At 70.8% G+C, this 18,394-nt stretch carries 15 protein-coding genes; 9 read left to right on the top strand and 6 right to left on the bottom strand.

All coding sequences use genetic code 11. From position 1 onward, the window contains the following. Positions 1-88: 88 nt before the first annotated feature. The 6 genes from ACESMR_RS02565 (at position 89) to ACESMR_RS02540 (ending at position 10,105) form a co-directional block, all read left to right on the top strand. Positions 89-1,084 carry a serine hydrolase domain-containing protein gene (locus tag ACESMR_RS02565; protein WP_373044798.1) on the top strand — a complete coding sequence of 332 codons (996 nt, stop codon included), beginning with the start codon at positions 89-91 and terminating at the stop codon, positions 1,082-1,084. Between the two features lie 32 nt (positions 1,085-1,116). Continuing rightward, positions 1,117-2,661, top strand: a complete 1,545-nt coding sequence (locus tag ACESMR_RS02560; protein WP_373044797.1) for an IPT/TIG domain-containing protein — start codon at positions 1,117-1,119, stop codon at positions 2,659-2,661. A 223-nt stretch (positions 2,662-2,884) separates the two neighbouring features. Continuing rightward, positions 2,885-4,522, top strand: a complete 1,638-nt coding sequence (locus ACESMR_RS02555) for a DUF1592 domain-containing protein (RefSeq protein ID WP_373044796.1) — start codon at positions 2,885-2,887, stop codon at positions 4,520-4,522. Continuing rightward, on the top strand, positions 4,519-5,874 hold the full coding sequence (locus ACESMR_RS02550; RefSeq protein ID WP_373044795.1) for a DUF1552 domain-containing protein: 1,356 nt from the start codon (positions 4,519-4,521) through the stop codon (positions 5,872-5,874). The genes ACESMR_RS02555 and ACESMR_RS02550 overlap by 4 nt, the downstream gene beginning before the upstream one ends. Before the next feature lie 270 nt (positions 5,875-6,144). Beyond that, positions 6,145-9,372, top strand: a complete 3,228-nt coding sequence (locus ACESMR_RS02545; protein ID WP_373044793.1) for a beta-propeller domain-containing protein — start codon at positions 6,145-6,147, stop codon at positions 9,370-9,372. 118 nt (positions 9,373-9,490) lie between these two features. Beyond that, positions 9,491-10,105: a hypothetical protein gene (locus tag ACESMR_RS02540; protein WP_373044792.1), complete on the top strand. Its 615-nt coding sequence runs from the start codon at positions 9,491-9,493 to the stop codon at positions 10,103-10,105. Here ACESMR_RS02540 and ACESMR_RS02535 read toward each other — a convergent pair. Together ACESMR_RS02535 and ACESMR_RS02530 are read right to left on the bottom strand one after the other, a co-directional pair. Beyond that, positions 10,102-11,172, bottom strand: coding sequence for an AI-2E family transporter (locus tag ACESMR_RS02535; RefSeq protein ID WP_373044790.1), 1,071 nt, complete (start codon positions 11,170-11,172; stop codon positions 10,102-10,104). The two genes, ACESMR_RS02540 and ACESMR_RS02535, sit on opposite strands and share 4 nt — an antisense overlap. Positions 11,173-11,277: 105 nt before the next feature. Then, positions 11,278-12,015, bottom strand: coding sequence for a 5'-methylthioadenosine/adenosylhomocysteine nucleosidase (locus tag ACESMR_RS02530; RefSeq protein ID WP_373044788.1), 738 nt, complete (start codon positions 12,013-12,015; stop codon positions 11,278-11,280). 153 nt (positions 12,016-12,168) lie between these two features. Between ACESMR_RS02530 and ACESMR_RS02525 the strand changes: the two genes are divergently transcribed. Continuing rightward, entirely contained in the window at positions 12,169-13,017 is an 849-nt protein-coding gene (locus ACESMR_RS02525) for an endonuclease/exonuclease/phosphatase family protein (protein WP_373044786.1), read from the top strand. On the opposite strand, the gene trpB is transcribed toward ACESMR_RS02525, so the two are convergent. Continuing rightward, the gene (gene trpB / locus ACESMR_RS02520) at positions 12,998-14,179 is read right to left on the bottom strand and encodes a tryptophan synthase subunit beta (protein ID WP_373044784.1); all 1,182 of its coding nucleotides are present in this window, start codon (positions 14,177-14,179) and stop codon (positions 12,998-13,000) included. The genes ACESMR_RS02525 and trpB overlap by 20 nt on opposite strands. 149 nt (positions 14,180-14,328) lie before the next feature. Here trpB and ACESMR_RS02515 point away from each other — a divergent pair, with 149 nt between their 5' ends. Then, positions 14,329-15,123 (top strand): phosphatase PAP2 family protein, encoded by a 795-nt coding sequence (locus ACESMR_RS02515; RefSeq protein ID WP_373044782.1) that lies wholly within the window; start codon positions 14,329-14,331, stop codon positions 15,121-15,123. Here the strand turns inward: ACESMR_RS02515 and ACESMR_RS02510 are convergent. Further along, positions 15,120-16,043, bottom strand: a complete 924-nt coding sequence (locus ACESMR_RS02510) for a LysR family transcriptional regulator (protein WP_373044780.1) — start codon at positions 16,041-16,043, stop codon at positions 15,120-15,122. The genes ACESMR_RS02515 and ACESMR_RS02510 overlap by 4 nt on opposite strands. 101 nt (positions 16,044-16,144) lie before the next feature. On the opposite strand from ACESMR_RS02510, the gene ACESMR_RS02505 reads away from it, so the two are divergent. After that, positions 16,145-17,161 (top strand): cyclase family protein, encoded by a 1,017-nt coding sequence (locus tag ACESMR_RS02505; RefSeq protein WP_373044778.1) that lies wholly within the window; start codon positions 16,145-16,147, stop codon positions 17,159-17,161. A 25-nt stretch (positions 17,162-17,186) separates the two neighbouring features. Here ACESMR_RS02505 and ACESMR_RS02500 read toward each other — a convergent pair whose 3' ends face one another. Both ACESMR_RS02500 and ACESMR_RS02495 read right to left on the bottom strand, forming a co-directional pair. Then, entirely contained in the window at positions 17,187-17,570 is a 384-nt protein-coding gene (locus ACESMR_RS02500; protein WP_373044776.1) for a hypothetical protein, read from the bottom strand. Positions 17,571-17,574: 4 nt separating this feature from the next. Beyond that, the gene (locus tag ACESMR_RS02495) at positions 17,575-18,204 is read right to left on the bottom strand and encodes a vitamin K epoxide reductase family protein (RefSeq protein ID WP_373044774.1); all 630 of its coding nucleotides are present in this window, start codon (positions 18,202-18,204) and stop codon (positions 17,575-17,577) included. Between the last annotated feature and the right edge of the window lie 190 nt (positions 18,205-18,394).

The following is an 18,394-nucleotide window of genomic DNA, read 5'->3' as shown; positions in this document are numbered from 1 at the left end:
CGACACGACAACCGACTCCGCGCCCGCCTGCCGGCCAACCACGCCCCGGGCTCCCCCAGCCCCGGGGCGGGGATGCTAATGGAGGGGAATGCGCCTTCCCCTCCTCGCCGTGCTCCTCCTCCTCGGCGGTTGCACCAGCGCCCAGCCGGCGCAGCCGCCCTTGGTCGCCGCCGCCCTCGAACGCCTCGTCGCCGAGGCGGCTGCGACCCAGAGCACCGCGATCGTGGTCCGGCAGGGTGGGCGCGAGGCGGTGCGGCGCTGGTTCGACGAGAGGCCGCGGCTGGTGGGGACCCAGTCGGTCACCAAGAGCGTCGCGGCGCTCGCCGTGGGGAGGCTGCTCACGATAGGCGCGCTCGATTCACTGGACGTGCCGATGCACCGCTTCTTTCCCACGTGGGCGCACGACGGACGAAGTGCGATCACGCTGCGGCACGTGCTCACCCACAGCAGCGGCCTCGGCCCACCCGAGGTGCGCTACCCGAGCGCCGTGGCCACCGCCCTCGCTGCCCCGCTGGTCGCGGCGCCCGGCACCTCGTTCCGCTACGACGGCGTCACGGTGCAGCTGGTCGCGGAGGTGGTGCGCCAGCTTGCGGGAAAGCCGCTCGATCGCTTCGTCGGCGACGAGCTCTTCGCCCCCCTCGGGATCACGCGCTGGCATTGGCGCACGGATGCGGTCGGGTTGCCCGACGTGAGCGGCGGCCTCGCCCTCGCCGCCGAGGATCTCGCCACCGTTGGTCAGCTCCTTCTCGACGGAGGCACCTGGCAGGGCAAGCAGCTCCTCTCCGCCGCCTTCCTCGCGGAGCTGCAGCGGCCCAGCCAGGCCCAGCCCCGCTACGGCCTGCTCTGGTGGCTCGAGCCCGACGGGATCCGCGCCAACGGCTGGCAGGGACAGCACCTGCTCGTCCTGCCCGCGAAGAAGCTGGTGGTGGTCCGCCTGCGGGAGCCGCGGGACCTCCACTCGCAGGAGGAGAACGAGCGCTTCGGCTTCCACGAGGCATTGGCGCCGCTGGCGCGGGCGCTGGTTCCCGCGCGCCTCGATGGCACCGCGGGTGCGTCCGGGGCAGGCCGATCGCCGGGCCGTTGACCCGGCTGCTCGGAAGCGGAGATCCTCGGGGGATGCCCCGCCTCGCCCTCCTCCTCGCGCTCCTCGCGCTCCTTGCGCTCCTTGCCGGCTGTGCCGGCTCGACCGACCGTTCCGTCGAGGGGAGCGGCGGTGCCGGGGGCGCAGGTGGTGCTGGCGGCGCCGCGGGCGCTGGCGGAAGCGGCGGTTTCGGTGGCGGCGGCGGCGCTGGGGGCGGCGCCGCAGGGGCCGGGGGAAGCGGCGGCGCCGGGGGCGACGAGCGATTCGTGAACCCGGAGGTGCTGGCGCTCGAGCCCGCCGAAGGGATCGTCGGAACCGCCGTGCGCATCACCGGCGAGCATTTCTCGCCCCTCGCGGCGGTGAACGAGGTCCGCTTCCGCGGCGCCGCAGCACGGGCGGAGGAAGCGAGCGACGACGGCGCCAGCCTCCTCGTCCACGTACCCGCTGGGGCCCGCACCGGCCCCGTCTCGGTCTGGATCGTGCGGGACGGCGTGGTGCTCCGCGGCGAGGGTCCGGTCTTCACCGTCCTCCCCTCGCCCCCGGCGATCACCACGATCGATCCCCCCTTCGCCACCTGGGGCATCGAGTCGTTCCACCGCATCGAGGGGAGCGGCTTCACGCCGGAGATCCGGATGTGGATCGGCGACCATCCGGTGCGGCCCGCGTACCTCTCGCCGACCACCCTCGAATTCGCCCTCGATCGCGAGGAGGTGCCGCCGGGCGATCACCTCCTCGCCCTCAACACCTCCGCCGGCACCGGCACACCGGTGCCCTTCCCCCTGCTCCTGCCCTGGCTGCTGCAGCGCGTGGAGGCGACGGCGCCGGACGCAGTCCTCCTCGACTTCAACCGCGTCCCGGACCTCGCCACCTTCGGCCCCGAGACGATCCACTTCGCGCCGGCGCTGGAGATCCTCGACGTCTCCCCCGGCGCCAGCTCGGAGCAGGTGGTCCTGCACACCGCCCCGCAGCCGCTCGGCACCATCTACAGCGTGCTCCTCGATCGCGCCGTCCGCGCGGCCGATCCGCAGATCGGCTGGCTCTACCGCGACAGCGCCGTCTTCGGATCCTTCGGCGAGCTGCCCGCCAACACCGGCAGCTGCAGGGGGCGCTGGGATTGCTCGCCGGGCTGGGTCTGCACCGTTCCCACCGTCTGCGACGGCGGCGTGTGCCAGCCGAGCGGGCCCGCCTGCGGCTTCACTTCCGGCACCTGCGTCGACGCGCGGGGCTGGCTGCCCGACGAGGACGGGCGCGTCTGCGGCTGCAACGGACTCTGGTACGAGACGAGCGCCGACACCGCGTGGGGCACCACCGCCCACGAGCTCGATCCCGACGCGGCCGCAGCACGCTGCGACTCATCGCGCCCCTGCGCCGCCGACGACGATTGTTTTCCCGACGGCTACTGCGAGCGCGTCGACTGCGGGGGGCCCGGTGTCTGCAGCCCGCGGCCGCTCTTCTGCACCGACGGCGATCCCTGGCCGGTGTGCGGCTGCGACGGCGTGGTCTACGAGAGCGTGTGCAAGGCGGCGCAGGCGGGCGTTTCGGTGCGGCACGCAGGGGCCGACGTCTGCGCGGCGCGGTGACGATGCGCGGCGCACCGGGCCCCGCCGGTGGCGCCCCTGCGAGGGAGTTGTCGCGCCCCATCCAGGGAAAACCAGACCCACTTTGACCGGGCGGCGCCCCGCTTCACGGTTGCGCAACGGAAGCCCACCCGGGCTCCCTCGATTGTGCGGATTGTCGCCAGCCGCTCGGCAGCCCACCTTGACCCACGTCACGGAGCCACTGGGCTCAGGGCGGAGGTAGGTGATGGGCGTGCTGCGATGGTTGGCGGCGGTGGTACTCGCCGTCGGGGGTACCACCGCGTGCAGCGTGGTGAAGGACGGCGGCCAGCAGGAGAAGCCGATCGACGATCCCGGTGCGTGCGAGGTGAAGGCGGGGCCGAAGACCCTGCACCGGCTCAACCGCACCGAATACAACAACACGGTCCGCGACCTGCTCGGCGTCGACCTGCGTCCGGCGGACGCCTTTCCCCGCGACGACCTCGGCCACGGCTACGACAACATGGCCGAGGTGCTCACGGTGGCGCCGCTCCTGGTCGAGAAATACGACCAGGCAGCAGCCAACCTCGCGGAGGCGGCGCTCCAGCCCGGCAGCAGCGCCCGGGCGCAGCTCGTCACCTGCGACCCCGGCGCCATCGGCGCGGGGGCCTGCGGCAGGCAGGTCCTCGAGCGCTTCGTTCCCAGGGCCTGGCGGCGTCCGGTGGCGGAGCAGGAGCTCGCGCAGCTCCTCGGCTTCTTCCAGCTGGCGCAGAGCGAGGGCGAGGATTTCGACGCGGGCCTGCGCCTGGCCGTGCACGCGACGCTGATGTCGCCCCACTTCCTCTTCCGCGTGGAGAAGGCGCCTGCTGCAGGCGAGGTCCGCAAGCTCGACGGCTACGAGCTCGCCTCGCGCCTCTCCTATTTCCTGTGGAGCACGATGCCGGACGACGAGCTCTTCTTCGCGGCGGAGAGCGGCAAGCTCGACAGCGACGAGGGGCTCGAGGAGCAGGTCGACAGGATGCTCGCCGATCCCCGGGCAGAGGCGGTGGTCGACAACTTCGGCGGCCAGTGGCTCACCACCCGCGCCCTCTCCTCGGCGACGCCGGATCCGCAGCTCTTCCCCGATTGGGACGAGGAGCTCCAGGCGGCGATGCAGCGGGAGACCGCGCTGGTGATGGGCGAGATCCTCGCGGAGAACCGCAGCCTCCTCGATCTGCTCGACGCAGAGTTCACCTGGGTGAACGGGCGCCTCGCCGAGCACTACGGCATCGCCGGGGTGAGCGGCGACGACTTCCAGCGCATCACCGCACCTGCGGAGCGCGGCGGCGTCCTCGGCCACGGCGCCTTCCTCACGCTCACCTCGAACCCCACCAGGACCTCGCCGGTGAAGCGCGGCAAGTGGGTGCTCGCGCAGCTCCTCTGCGAGGAGCCGCCACCGCCGCCACCCGGCGTCGAGGGCCTGCCCGACGGCGAGAAGCCCACCGGCTCGGTGCGCGAGCAGATGGAGATGCACCGCTCCGATCCGGTCTGCGCCGCGTGCCACCAGCTGATGGATCCGATCGGCTTCGGCCTCGAGAACTTCGGACCCACCGGCGTCTTCCGCACGGTGGACGAGGCGGGCTTCGAGATCGACCCCCGCGGCGAGCTCCCCGACGGCCGGATCTTCGAAGGCGCCGTCGAGCTCGCGCAGACGCTGCGCGACGACGCCAAGCTCTCCGGCTGCATGGCGCAGCACGCGATGATCTACGCCCTCGGCAGGCCCCTCACCCGCGCCGACAGTTGTGCGGTCGAGGAAGTGAGCGCCCGCTTCGAGAAGGGCGGCAACACCTTCCAGGCCCTCGCGAAGGCGATCGTCACCAGCAAGGCCTTCCGGATGCGCGCTGCGGCGCAGGAGGAATCGAAGTGAAGCGCAAATGGGAGATCTCCCGGAGGACGGTCCTGCGGGGCCTCGGCGCAGCGATGGCGCTTCCGATGCTCGACGCGATGGTCCCTTCCGTCGCCAGGGCACAGGCGGTGGGCGGCACGCCGCGGCGGCTGCTCTTCTTCTTCGTCCCCAACGGCATCTACATGCCGAGCTGGACGCCGAGCGGCGAGGGCACGGGCTACGCCTTCACGCCGACGCTGCAGCCCCTCGAGCCCTTCCGCGACGACATCCTCGTCGTCTCGGGACTCGACAACCGCCCGGGCGAGGACGTCATCGCCGGCAACCACGCCCGCGGCACCGCCGCCTTCCTCACCTGCGTTCCGCCGGTGAAGACGAGCGACGGATCGCTGCGGGTCGGGATCTCGGCGGACCAGGTGGCGGCGCAGGCGATCGGCAAGCAGACCCGCTTCGCTTCGCTGGAGCTCGGCGCCGAGCCCAGCGTCGAGGCCAGCTCCTGCGACTCGGGCTACAGCTGCGCGTACATCAGCAACATCTCCTGGGCAGGTCCCGAGACGCCTATGGCCAAGGAGGTCGACCCGCGGCTGGTCTTCGACCGGCTCTTCGCCGGTGGCCAGCCCGGCGAGAACGCCGAACAGATCGCCCGGCGCAACCGCTACAAGAAGAGCATCCTCGACTTCGTCTCCGAAGACGCGAAGACGCTGCAATCGCGGCTCGGAACCAACGACCGGCAGAAGCTCGACGAGTACCTCACCGGCGTGCGCACCCTCGAGCAGCGCATCTCCGCCTCCGGCGAGCAGACGTGCAGCGCAGGCGCTGCGCCGGGCGGTGCGGCGAACCGCCAGGAGACGGCGCAGCAGATGTGCGATCTGATCGCGCTCGCGTTCCAATGCGATCTCACCCGGGTCTGCACCTTCATGCTCGCCAACGGCTTCACCAACACCGCCTACTCCTTCCTCGGCGTCGGCGAGGGGCACCACGAGCTCTCCCACCACCGCGAGCAGGACAGCTACATCGATCACCTGAAGCGGATCGATCGCTGGGAGGTGGAGCAGTTCGCCTATCTGGTGGGGAAGCTGAAGGCGATCCAGGAGGGCGAGGGCAGCGTCCTCGACAACAGCCTCGTGCTCTTCAGCAGCGAGCTCTCCGACGGCAACAACCACCACCACATCAACAAGCCGGTGGTGCTGGCGGGCCGCGGCGGCGGCGAGGTCCGGCCTGGCCGGCACATCTACTACCGGGGCGCGGGCGGCGAGTTCCCGGTGGCGGACCTCTACATGACCATGCTCGCCAACGTGGGCGTGCACGTGGAGAGCTTCGGCAGGGGCCACGACGGCAACCCCTACGGCACCCGGGTCCTCACCGAGCTGGGCTGAGGTCCCCACGGCTCCGCCCTCCTGCCGGCCCGGTGCGCTGCGGCACACCGGGCCGGCGCCGTTCCTGGATCCGACTTCACGGCAGGTGAAGCCTCGAATCTCTGAGGGCGCGGGGCCTCCGAACGCCGGATTTGCGTGGCCAGGGGCCTTCGGCAAAGTTGGAGGCCCAGGGAAATCGGCAACTTGCCCGATGGACGGCACCGGGCACCGGCCTTGCTTTCGATCCGGGGTGAGCCGGGGAGCACTTCCGGCACGAGAGGGAGGGAAGTGATGCAGGCATTTCCGAGGATCGGCGCGCTGGCGCTGGCCGCCGTACTGGCGGTGGCGTGCAGCGACGCCAACGTACGGGACGGCATCGTCGCCACCCCCGATCCGGAACCGGGCGCGACGACCTTCGTCTCCGCCGACGATTCCCAGGGCACCAACGCCTCCAGTGGCGGCGACGATCTCGATTCGGGGGCCCCCTCCTCCGGCGACGACGAGGGCGAAGGTGGCAACGGCGGCGAGAAGACCGTCGAGGAGGGCGACGTCTACCGCACCTTCGGCGCCGGCAAGCTCCTCAACCTGAACGCCTACCGCGGGCTCCAGGTCGTCGACATCGCCAACCTCTCGGCGCCCGCGATCGTGGGCCGCCTCGAGATGAGCGGGTCGCCGGTGGAGCTCTACACCTCCGGCAACCTCGCCTACGTGCTGATGAACGACTGGCGCGGCTACTGGGGCAGCCGCGAGGACATCGCGGTGGAGACCTTCCAGGGCGGCGTCGTCCTCACCGTCGACCTTGCCGATCCGGCGAACCCCACGGTGGTCGACCGCGAGGTGGTCCCCGGCTGGATCTACAAGAGCCGGCTGGTGAAGGGCGGCGGGCAGGAAGCCCTCTACGTGGTGAGCCAGGAGTACGGCTATACCCAGGACGCCTCGGGCACGAGCCAGTGGACCACCACCACCCGCGTGAAGAGCTTCGGCATCGCCGCGGGCCAGATGACCGCCGCCAGCGATCTCGACCTCGGCGGCTGGATCCGCGACATCGCCGCGACGCCGAACGCGCTGCTGGTGGCGCGCTACGACTGGCAGAACAACACCGACCGCAGCCTGGTCTCGCTCATCGACATCTCGCGGCCGGACGGCACGATGATCGAGGGCGACGAGATCCAGACCGAGGGCATGGTCGAGAGCCAGTTCAACATGGACCTCCGCGGTGACGTGCTCCGCGTGGTCTCCAGCAGGAGCTGGGGCTCGAGCTCCAACGCCAACCACCTCGAGACCTTCGACGCCACCGACATCCAGAACCTGCGGCGGCTCGATCACGAGACCTTCGGCGCCAACGAGGATCTCTACGCGACGCTCTTCATGGACGAGAGCGCCTTCTTCGTCACCTACTTCCGGACCGATCCCTTCCACGCCTTCTCGATCACCCCCCAGGGCGACGCCACGGAGATGAGCGAGTTCATCGTCTCCGGCTGGAACGACTTCTTCCGCGCGGTCCACGGCGACACCCGGCTCGTCGGCATCGGCACCAACGATCAGGCCGGCCGCACGATGGCGGTGAGCCTCTACGACATCACCAACCTCTCGAACCCCAACCCGCTCGTCGCCAGGGCGGAAGTCGCCGCCGACCACAGCTGGTCCGAGGCGAGCTGGGATCACCGGGCCTTCTCGGTCCTCGAGAACGCGGTGGCGGTGCAGGCGGGCAACGTGGTGGAGACGGGCCTCGTGCTCCTGCCCTTCAGCGGCTGGAACGCCCAGACCCAGACCCATACCGCCGGCGTGCAGATCTTCACCTTCTCGGACAGCACGCTCACCCGCCGCGGCCTGATGAACCACGGCAGCCCGGTGCACCGCTCCTTCCGCCCCGCAGCTGCGACCGCCGCGAACCTCTCGCAGCAGGAGCTCTCGCTCTTCGACATCGCCGATCCCGACCAGCCCGCCGAGCTCTCGCGGGTCGATCTGGCGCCGAACTACACCGACGTGATCGCCTTCGGCAGCCACGCGGTCCGACTCAAGGCGCCCGACGATTGGTACCGCTGGTACTACGGCAACAACACCCAGCCCCGCCCCGCGGTGGCGCAGGTGATCGAGCGCACCGGCCATCCCGACAGCGCCCCGACCGTGGCGAGCTTCGAGATCCCCAACGGCGCCTTCCTCCAGAAGGTCGGCACCAGCCTCCTCGCAGCGATCCACACCACGCCGGTGGACACCAGCACCTGGCCCTACGTCTGGGAGACCACGGTGCAGGTCTACGACCTCTCCAACCCGGTGCAGCCCGCCGCCCGCGGCAGCGTGACCACCCGGGCGATCGATCCGACCAACGGTTACTACTACGGCTACTACGGTCCGGAGATGGATTGCTTCGACTGCGGCGGCTACTACGGCGGCTGGTACGGCGATCTGCCGGTCCACTCCGTGGGCGACGCCCTCGCCTTCGTCTCCCGCCTGCCCGAGGAGGAGAACCTCGGCACCGAGCGGGTCTGCTACACCTGGCCTACCGAGCGCGGCACCTGCTCCGGCGAGATGACCGACGGCTGCACCTGGTTCGACGGGTACGAGATGTGCCGGACCCGGGGCGGCCAGACCGCCTGCACCGGCGCCTTCGCCGAGTGCACCTGGGACGCGGACACCAGCAGCTACGATTGCGAGCCGATCGACGCCTCGCAGATCACCACGCAGCGCGAATGCCGCGACCAGACGGCGATGCGCTACTGGTCGCGCTTCGAGGTCGACGTGGTCGATCTCTCCAACCCGGACGCACCGCAGGTCGTCGCGCCGATCACCAGCGCCCGCAACGACGAGGCGGTCGGCGTCGTGGCCCGGGGCAGCGATCTCTGGCTGAGCTACAAGCGGCCCTACAACGTGCCCGGCGACAGCAGGCCCTACGTCCGCTTCTTCGCCAGGCGGATCGGCCTCGCCAACCCCTCGCGCCCCGCGGTGGGCACCGGCGTCAACGTGCCGGGCCAGCTCCTCGAGGTGGACGGCACCACCCTCTTCACCCGCGACCAGGTCTGGGGCAGCACCCAGATCGAGGCGGCGGTGGCCCGGCTCTCCCTGAACGGCAGCACCGCCATCCTCGAGGCCCACCGCCGCTTCCCGGACCAGGTGGTGAGCTCGGTGAACCTCGACGGCGCGGGCCACGTCCTCGTCAGCCACCGCGAGGGTTGGTACGCGAGCTACGGCTACTATGGCCGCTCCAGCCAGCAGACGCAGCAGCAGCTCACCCTCCTCGACGCCGCGTCCGCGAACCTCGCGGTGATCGCACGGACCCCGGTGGACAGCTGGGCCACGCTCAAGGACGCCCGGGCGGGCCGCGCCCTCTTCCAGGTTCCCGGCGGCCTGCTCGTCTTCAACCTCGACAACCCGGCGTCGCCCTGGCCGCAGGCCTATTTCGCGACGAAGGGATGGCCGCAGGAGATCGTGGTCGACGGCAGGAAGATCGTCTTCGCGGCGGGGCCCTACGGCATCTACGAATTCGATCTCGACGAGAGCAATCTGCAGCCGGCGCCGTAAGGGCCGGCAGGAGCGCCGCCTGTCCGCGCTCCACCTCGCCGGGCTCCCGCTCGACCGGGAGCCCGGCGTTTTCTTTGCCCGCAGCGATGGTTCGCGCGGGGCGTACCGGAGGGATTGGATGAGGAAGTTCGTGACGATGGCGATGGCAGCGCTGCTCCTGCTCGGCTGCAGCACGGAGGACGATGGCGGCGGGGCCGGGGGAGCCGGCGGCGTCGGCGGCGTCGGTGGCTCGGGTGGCGACGGAGGCGCCGGTGGTGCGGGTGGTGCCGGTGGAGCGGGCGGTGCCGGCGGAGCAGGCGGTGCAGGCGGAGCGGGCGGTGCAGGCGGAGCTGGTGGCGCAGGCGGCAGCGCCTCCTTCTGCGAGCGTGCCCACGCCTGCGATCCGCAGCTCGAGAACCTCACCGAGCTCCTCGGCGCCGATGCCGAAGCCTGCGCGGTGATCGATCCCCCGCAGCCCCTGGCCGAATGCCTCACCGACGCTGCCGATTGCGCGGAACTGGGCGGATGCACCCGCTGCATGGAGCAGGCGGACAGCACCTATTGCGAGGACGCGTGCGATCTGGCGGTGGCGTGCGGCATCCGCGACGAAGCCGGCCAGTGCCAGATCGATTGCAGCATGTACACCGCCGGCTTTGCCGGCTGCTTCCACGGCTACGAGCGCTTCTGCTGGGAGGCGGCGGTGGCGGCGCAGGATTGCGACGCCGCAACCGCCTGCAGCGCCTTCGGCGGCTAATTGCGTGGCGGTGGATCGCCCTTCTGCAGCGTCCCGCGCACGTAGAAGTGATCCACCGCCACCATCACCACCGCGAGCAGCGGCGCCGCCACGAAGAGCGCCACGATCCCGAAGGCGGTCACCATCGCGATCTGCCAGAGGAGCAGGATGGCCGGCGGCAGCTCGATCGCCCGCTTCATGATGATCGGCGTCACCGCGTTCCCCTCGATCTGCTGGATCACGATGTAGAGGAGCGTCGTGTAGATCGCGAGCTCAGGCGACTGGGTGAGGGCGAGCGCCACCGCCGGCACCGCCGAGAGGATCGGCCCGGCATAGGGCACGATCTCGAGAGCGAAGGCGATGGTCCCGAGGAAGAGCCAGCTGTCGAGGCCGAGCGCCCAGGTGCCCAACGCGGTGAGGCTGCCGACGGTGGTCATCGAGAGGAGCGCGCCGACGATCCACCCGCGGATCACGAAGAAGAGCCGGTGGACGAAGGCGCGCACATCGTCCTCGTGGCGCCGCGGCACCAGCCGCAGGATCCCCTCCACGTAGAGGGAGGGCCGGAAGGCGAGGAAGAAGGCCACGCCCAGCACGAAGACCGCGGCGATGATCCCGGTGAAGAGCCCGAAGGCGAGGGGCAACGCGTTGGAGACGAGGCCTGCGGTCTTCTCGACCAGTTGCTGCTCGATGGTGGCCGGCACCTCGCCGGCGCCGCCGGGCAGCGCGGTGAAGGGTGCGCGGCGCTGCAGCTCGTCCCACCAATTGGTCGCCCTGTCGACCAGCTCGGGGATGCGGCCGACCAGCACCGCCGCCTGGTGGTAGAGCCTGGGCAGGAACCACCAGCCCACCAGGCCGAACGCCCCGAGGAGCAACAGCAGCACGAGGAGCGTCGCCAGCGGCCGCGGCAACAGCCGGGAGAAGAAATCGATCGGATAGTGGAGGAGGAAGGCGAGGAGCACGCCGACGACGAAGAGGAAGATCGGCGTCGAGGCCCTACCGAGGAGCTGCGCCAGCGCCCAGACCAGCAGGACCGTCGCCGCCGCGCCGGCGATGTAGCGGAACGAGGGCCAGCTCTTCCGCTCCGGCATGCCCCCAGGCTGCACGCGATCCCCCGTCCCGCAAGGGCAGGCCGGGCGGCGCCTGCCCATCCGGAGGGAGGCTTGGGACGGTGTACCGCCGGGGCACCTACCCGCTCAGGTCCCGGCCAGCAGCTCCCGCAGGATCCCCACCGACCAGCGGCTCGCCACGTCGGCGACGAAGCGGGCGAAGTCGTGGGGCGCCCCCTCGTCCGCTGCGTCGGAGATGGTGCGGATCACCGTGAGGGGAACGCCGTATTCGTGGCAGACCTGCGCCACAGCGGCGCCCTCCATCTCGACGCAGGCGAGACCCGGGAGCCTGCCGCAGAGCTCGAGCAGCTCGGACCGGTCGGCGAAGAATTTGTCGCCGCTGGCGATGGCCCCCAGCACCGCCCGCGGTGCCTCGATGCCGAAGGCGGCACCTGCCTGCGGGGGCGAGGCGAGGAAGCGGCGCGCGGCGGCGAGGGCTGCCGCGGTGCGGGCCTCGTCGGTGGCGAAGGCGCTCCTGCCGAGCAGCGGGATCTCGTGGCGGGGAAAGAGCGGCGCCGCGTTCATGTCGTGCTGCACCAGCGACGCCGCCACCACCACGTCGCCCACGCGCAGGCCGGGGTCGGCGCCGCCCGCAACGCCGGTGAAGAGGATCTCCCGGACGTCCTCGGCGACGAGCAGATGGGTGGCGGTGGTGGCGGCGGCGACCTTGCCCCAGCGGGAGAAGACGACCACTGCTTCTCTGCCGAAGAGGCTGCCCCGGTGGTAGGTGCGGCCGCCGTGGCTTTTGGTGGAACGGTCCGGCCCCATCGCCTCGATCAGCCCGGCGATCTCCTCCTCCATCGCACCCATGATCCCGATCGCCATCTGCTCGGCCTCCGCGAAAGCGGCGGCACCCTACCCCGCTTCCGGGGGGCGAAGAAAGCGCGCGTGTTCCTTGCCGCCGCACGCCCCACGGCGGAGCTTCATCCGTCGCGAAGGCACGAGCGCTCCATGCACGGCTCGCGGAGGAAGGCAGCGGTGGGTTGCATCCGGCTGGTGACGTTCAACCTCCAGGGGCTCGCGGCGGGGTGGTTCGAGGGACGGGAGCAGGCGGTGATCGAGGGGCTGCGCCGCCTCGATCCGGACGTGGTCCTCCTCCAGGAGGCGAGCATCCGCTACGGCTCGGGAGTCGACAACGAGCCGCGGGTCTACAACCAGGCCCGCGCCGTCGGCGACGGGATCGGGCACCACTTCTGCGCCTTCGCGCCCTACGGAAATCCGATCGAGACGATGAGCCCGCAGCAGGGGGGCCTCGCGACGGTGAGCCGGCTGCCCATCGTGAGCGTGCGGAGCCGGCGCCTTCCCTCCGGCCACCGCCACGACGGGCGCGTCGCCCTGCTCTGCTCGGTGCAGACGTCCTTCGGTGAGATCGAGCTGGTGAACACCCATCTCTCGTGGCGCCCGGAGGAGACCGAGACCCGGCTGGTGCAGCTCGGCCTCGTGCTCGAGGAGGTGGCGCCGGCGCCCTGGCGCGATGGGACACCGCGGGCGGTCCTCGCCGGCGATCTCAACGCGGAGGAGGGGGAGGCTGCCATCGCGCTGGCCCGGCAGCGGCTCCGGGATGCCTGGCGGACGCTCCATCCGGCGGGCCCGGGAACGACCTGGGCGACCTGGAACGGCCTCAACCGCCATCCAGAGATGGGCGACCGCAGGCTCGACTACGTCTTCTGCCCGCCGGAGGTGGAGGTACGCCGCTGCGAGGTCGTCCTCGACGAGGCCGACCCCCACTGGCCCTCCGACCACTTCGGCGTCCTGGCGGAGCTGGAGTGGAGCCCGGGGGCGGACGCCGCCGCCCCCGGGGCGTCCGCTACTTCTTCAGCATCTTGAAGACCTGCTCGACGTCCTTGTCACCGCGCCCCGAGAGGTTGATCAGGAGCACCGCATCCTTCGGCAGGGTCGGAGCGAGCTCGAGCGCGTAGGCCACCGCGTGCGCGCTTTCCAGCGCCGGGATGATCCCTTCTCGCTTCGAGAGGATCTGGAAGGCCTGGAGGACCTCCTCGTTGGTCACCGTGTGGTACTCGGCCCTGCCGCTCACCTTGAGGTGGCTGTGCTCGGGCCCGATGCCCGGGTAGTCGAGGCCCGCCGCGATCGACCAGGTCGGCTTCGGGTTGCCCTGCTCGTCGAGGAGCACGAGGCAGCGGAAGCCGTGGATCACCGCGGGGACGCCGTGGGTGAGCGTCGGCGCCTGGTCGGGTTCGACGCCCACGAGGCGCACCGACGGCTCGTCGATGTAGTGGGCGAAGGCGCCGATGGCGTTGCTGCCGCCGCCGGCACAGGCGATCACCGCGTCGGGGAGGCGGCCCACCGTGTCGAGCATCTGCTGCTTCGACTCCTCGCTGATCACCGACTGGAAGTACTTCACCATCGTCGGGAAGGGGTGCGGCCCTACCGCCGAGCCGAGCAGGTAGAAGGTGTTCTCGTAGTTGGCGACGAGATCGCCCAGCGCCTCGTCCACCGCGTCCTTGAGGCGGCCCTGTCCCTTGGCGACCGGCACCACCTTCGCGCCGAGCAGCTCCATCCGGAAGACGTTGAGCGCCTGGCGCCTGGTGTCCTCGGCGCCCATGTAGATGGTGCAGTCCATGTCGAACATGGCACAGGCGGTCGCGGTGGCGACGCCGTGCTGGCCGGCGCCGGTCTCGGCGATGATCCGCTTCGCGCCCATGCGGCGCGCGAGGAGGATCTGGCCGAGCACGTTGTTGATCTTGTGGGCGCCGGTGTGGTTGAGGTCCTCGCGCTTCAGGTAGATGCGCGCGCCGCCCAGCTCGCGGGTGAGGTTCTCCGCGAAGGTGATCGGGCTGGGCCTGCCCACGAAATCCTTCAGATATGCACGGAACTCCGCATCGAACTCGGGGTCGGCGCTGTACCTCTCGAACGCCGCGGCGAGGTGATCGAGGACCGCCTGCAATTCCGGCGGAACGAAGCTCCCCCCGAACTCTCCGAACCACCCCTTCTCGGACTGCTGCCTCTTCTCCACGTTCTCGACGTGCATCTTCGGGCCTCCGGCTGCGGGTAGGTCGGCGATGCTAAAGCCCGCGCGCTCGCGGATCCAAGCGACGCAGCGGTGTGCAGGGTCGCACCACCGCTACCTCTGTCGCCTGTTGGCCAATGCCCCGGCGCCAACGATAGGATGCCGCGCAGATGCAGAATCATCCCGGGATCCTCCAGCGATGCGCGGCGCTTCTCGCCGCGCTGGTATTGACCACGAGCGCCGCGCGGGCCGAGGCGGCGGAGCAGCTCCAATTCTCGCCCTGGGTCGACGGCGGCATCGCCGCAGGTGCAGCGGGCCTGTGGCTCGGCCTCACCAGCGCGGCGCCCGATCCCGAGCTCCTCGGCAGACCGCGCAGCAGCGCACCCGGCGGCATCGACGGCTGGGCGCCCACCCACGTCCGCGGCGCGTGGCTCGACGCCAGCGACACGATCCTGGTGGGCTCCCTCGCCCTCGGCAGCGTGCTCACCCTCGCCGACGGTCTCCGCGACGAGAACGTCGTCGCCCACGCGGTGATCTTCGCCGAGGCGCTCCTCGTGAATGGCATGGTCACAGACAGCACCAAGCAGCTCGTGCTCCGGCAGCGGCCCTACTCGTATGCGGAGGGCGTGGACGACGCGGGTGATCTCCACTCCTTCTTCTCCGGCCACACCTCGTGGACCGCCACCGCGTCGTTCGCCGCAGCGCGGATCTTCGACCTCTCCGGCGATCTCACCACCTGGGAGCGGATCGGTCTCTACGGCGGCGCCACCGCGCTCACCGCGGGGGTCGGCGTGGCGCGGGTCGCAGGCGGCATGCACTTTCCCACCGACGTGCTCGTCGGCGGCCTCGTCGGCGCCTCGATCGGCCTGGCGGTGCCCGAGCTCCACCGGCCCGACGGCTGGATCTTCGGCGGCGGCGCGGTGCCCGGCGGCGGGGTGCAGCTCTCGCTGGCGACCGCGCTCTAGATTCGCTCCCAGTAGGCAGGCTCGCCGATCCGCGTGCGGAAGAAGTCGACGAAGGCGCGGGTCTTCGGCGGCAGGTGCTCGCGGGCGGTGGTGATCGCGTGGATGCCGTGCTCCGGCAGCTGCCAGTCCGCCAGCACGCGGCGGAGCCGCCCGCTCGCCAAATCCTCGCCCACGGCGAAGAGCGGCATGCGCGCGATCCCCAGGCCCTGCAGCGCCGCCTGCCGCAGGGCGAGGCTGCTGTTGGCCTGCAGGGGGCCGCGCATCCGCACCACCTCCGTCTGCGCGCCACGCGAGAGGGCCCAATCGCTCCCCGTCGAGGCGAGCGAGTAGAGGAGCGCGTCGTGGCCGGCGAGATCCGCCGGCACGGTCGGCGTGCCCCGGCGGGCGAGGTAGTCGGGATGGGCGACGAGGGCGTTGCGGCTGGTGCCCACGCGCTGCGCGACGAGCGCCGAGTCGGGCAGCGTGCCGATCCGCACCGCCAGATCGAAGCCGCCCTCCACCAGATCGAGCACGCGATCGTCGAGGACGAGATCGATCCGGACCTCCGGGTACTCCCTGGCGAAGTCGCCGAGCGCCGGCACCACGTGGAGGAGGCCGAAGGACATCGGCGCGTTGATGCGGAGCGTGCCCCGGGGCGAGGTCCGCAGCTGCGCCGCCGCCTCCTCCGCGTCCTGCGCCGCGAGGAGCGCCCGCTGCACGTGGGGCAGCGCCGCGCGCCCCGCCTCGGTGAGCGAGAGCCTGCGGGTGGTGCGCTGGAAGAGCCGGACGCCGAGGCGGGCCTCGAGCCGCGCGACGGCGGTGCTCACCATCGCCTTCGAGACCCCGAGGCGCCGCGCGGCCGCGGAGAAGCCTTCCGCCTCCGCCACGGCGGCGAAGACCGCCAGGTCGCCGAGCCAGGGGCTTTCACCGTTCGTTTTCATGAACGGTAAATTCGCAATCGCCCCGATTATCCGTCAATCGCGAACGGCCTACCCTCCTCCCGAACCCACGAACCGGGCCTCGCCCGGAGAGGAGCCCTCCCATGCTTTCGCGATTTCTCGCCGTCGTTCTGGTCGCCGCCCTGCCCGGCCTCGCCCTCGCGGGAGGAGGCGCTCCCTCGCCCGCCGGGCGGAAGGTCGGCGCGGCAAAGGCCGCGCGCAGCCCCTGGGGTCCGAACGACGAGATCGGCCGCCTCAACCTGATGACCGAGGCCTCGCGCGCAGCGATCCTCTCGCGCATCGCCGGCGGCAGGGTCTACGACCTGGGCGTCGAGTACCACAAGGGCATGCCGAGCTGGTCGCTGCTCGGCGATCCCACCTACCAGATCTGGATGACCCACACGCCGCAGGGCACCGTGGTCGACAACCCGCTGGAGCTCGGCAGGAAGATGCACGAGCACGTCTCCTATTCGGGCGACGCGGTGCTGATGTACACGCACACGGGCACGCACATCGACAGCCTCGCCCACTTCGGCCTGAACGGCGAGACGTGGAACGGCTTCTCCCACGAGGAGCACCAGGGCGATCTCGGCTGGAAGAAGGCGGGCGCGGAGAAGCTCCCGCCCATCGTCGCCCGCGGCGTGCTCATCGACGTTGCCGCCTACAAGGGCGTCGCGATGCTCCCGGAGAGCTACCGGATCCTGCCCGCCGATCTCCAGGGCGCGCTGAAGAAGCAGGGGGTCGCGCTGCAGGAGGGCGACGCGGTCTTCATCCGCACCGGCAGGATGCAGGTCATCGGCGACAAGGAGAAGTACATGGCCAACCCGCCCGGCATCGGCCTCGATGCGGCGAAGTGGCTGGTGGAGAAGCAGGGGGCGATGCTCCTCGGCGCCGACAACCTGAGCCTCGAGACCTTCCCCGTGGAGACCGAGGACAACTGGGTGCCGGTCCACACCTATCTCGAGGCCGAGCAGGGGGTGGCGATCATGGAGGTCGTCGATCTCGAGGCGCTCGCGCGGGATCGCGTCTACGAATTCGCCTTCATCGGCGCGGCGCTCAAGCTCCGTGGCGCCAGCGGCTCGCCGATGCGGCCGATCGCGCTGCCGGTTCGTCCGCGCTGATCGCCGGTCCGAGGGAGGGGGACCCTCACGCAGGCGGCAGGCCGGTGCGCTTCACCTGATCGTCGCGGAAGAAGGCGCGCCACGACTCCGGCGGCTGGCTGGCGTGGTTGGGGATGATCACGATCAGCAGCAGCGTCAGGCCGACGAGGATGTCGTTTTGGTAGCCGGGCGCCGACGGGTAGCCGCCGGCGAAATAGCCGAAGAGCACGAGCCACGCGACCACCGCCAGCGAGGCGAGGTGGGCGTATTTCGTCTTCGGCCTGAAGGAGAGGCAGGCGAAGAACACGAGCAGCGTCCCGCTGGCGAAGTCGCCGTAGGCGAGCCAGGGATCGCTGCCGTGGTGGCCGAAGACGAAGGGGCTGAAGACCAGCCAGATCCCGATCATCATCTCGATCACGCGGGCCCACATCGCTTCACTCTCCCAGCGAGACGTCCCACGCCTCGCGCGACGCCCTGCCCCAGAAGACTTCCCAGAACTTCTTCCTGTCCCCATCGACCCGGCGCCAGACCCGGGCCAGGTATTTGAGACAGGCCCAGACCTCGTCGTACGCGAGGAAGACGAGGCCGAGCGAGATCGCCGCGGTGACGAGGCAGGGGAAGCACCACGAGCCGACCACCACGCCCTGCACCACCACGAGGATGGCGGAGACGATGCCGAGCGGGATCACGTCGAGGCCGAAGAGGAGCACCATCCACGGCCGGAATTGCCAGCGCCTGGTGGAGCCGACGAGGGAGAGGATCACTTCGCTCAGGTAGCCGAAGGCGCCGAAGGCCGAGTCCGGAACGCGGAGCACCGCGTCGAGCGCCTTCGCCGCCGGCGACTCGAGCACCTTCTCCGATCCATCGCCGAAGACCGGATCCCAGACCGAGTCGATGAGCCCCACCTGGAAGAGCGCCATGTAGGCGGCGATGACCGTAGCCGCCGCTGCCAGGATCGCGATCGGGACGCGCTGGTTCCAGGCGGAGGGGTTGCGGTCGAAGGGAGGCGGATGGGCGTCGAGATCGACGGCGTCCTCCCAATGTGCCCGAAGGCCGACTGCCACGTGGTGCCTCCCCTACGAATGCGGAACGCGGCAGGTATGGGCACGTAGGAGGGGTGGTGCAACCGTGCGGGAGCGCCCTGGCGTGGTCGGCGCGCAGCCTCCCACCCGCTCACACATGTGGTGACATGCATGTCGACAAGAAGATTGCAGATTCCGCACACCGTCGCTTAGAACCGGCAGCCCCCCTTGG

This window comes from Vulgatibacter sp. (genome assembly GCF_041687135.1).
GTDB lineage: Bacteria > Myxococcota > Myxococcia > Myxococcales > Vulgatibacteraceae > JAWLCN01.
Note: the sequence above shows the minus strand (reverse complement) of the source record. Positions and strands in the feature narration are given on the sequence as shown.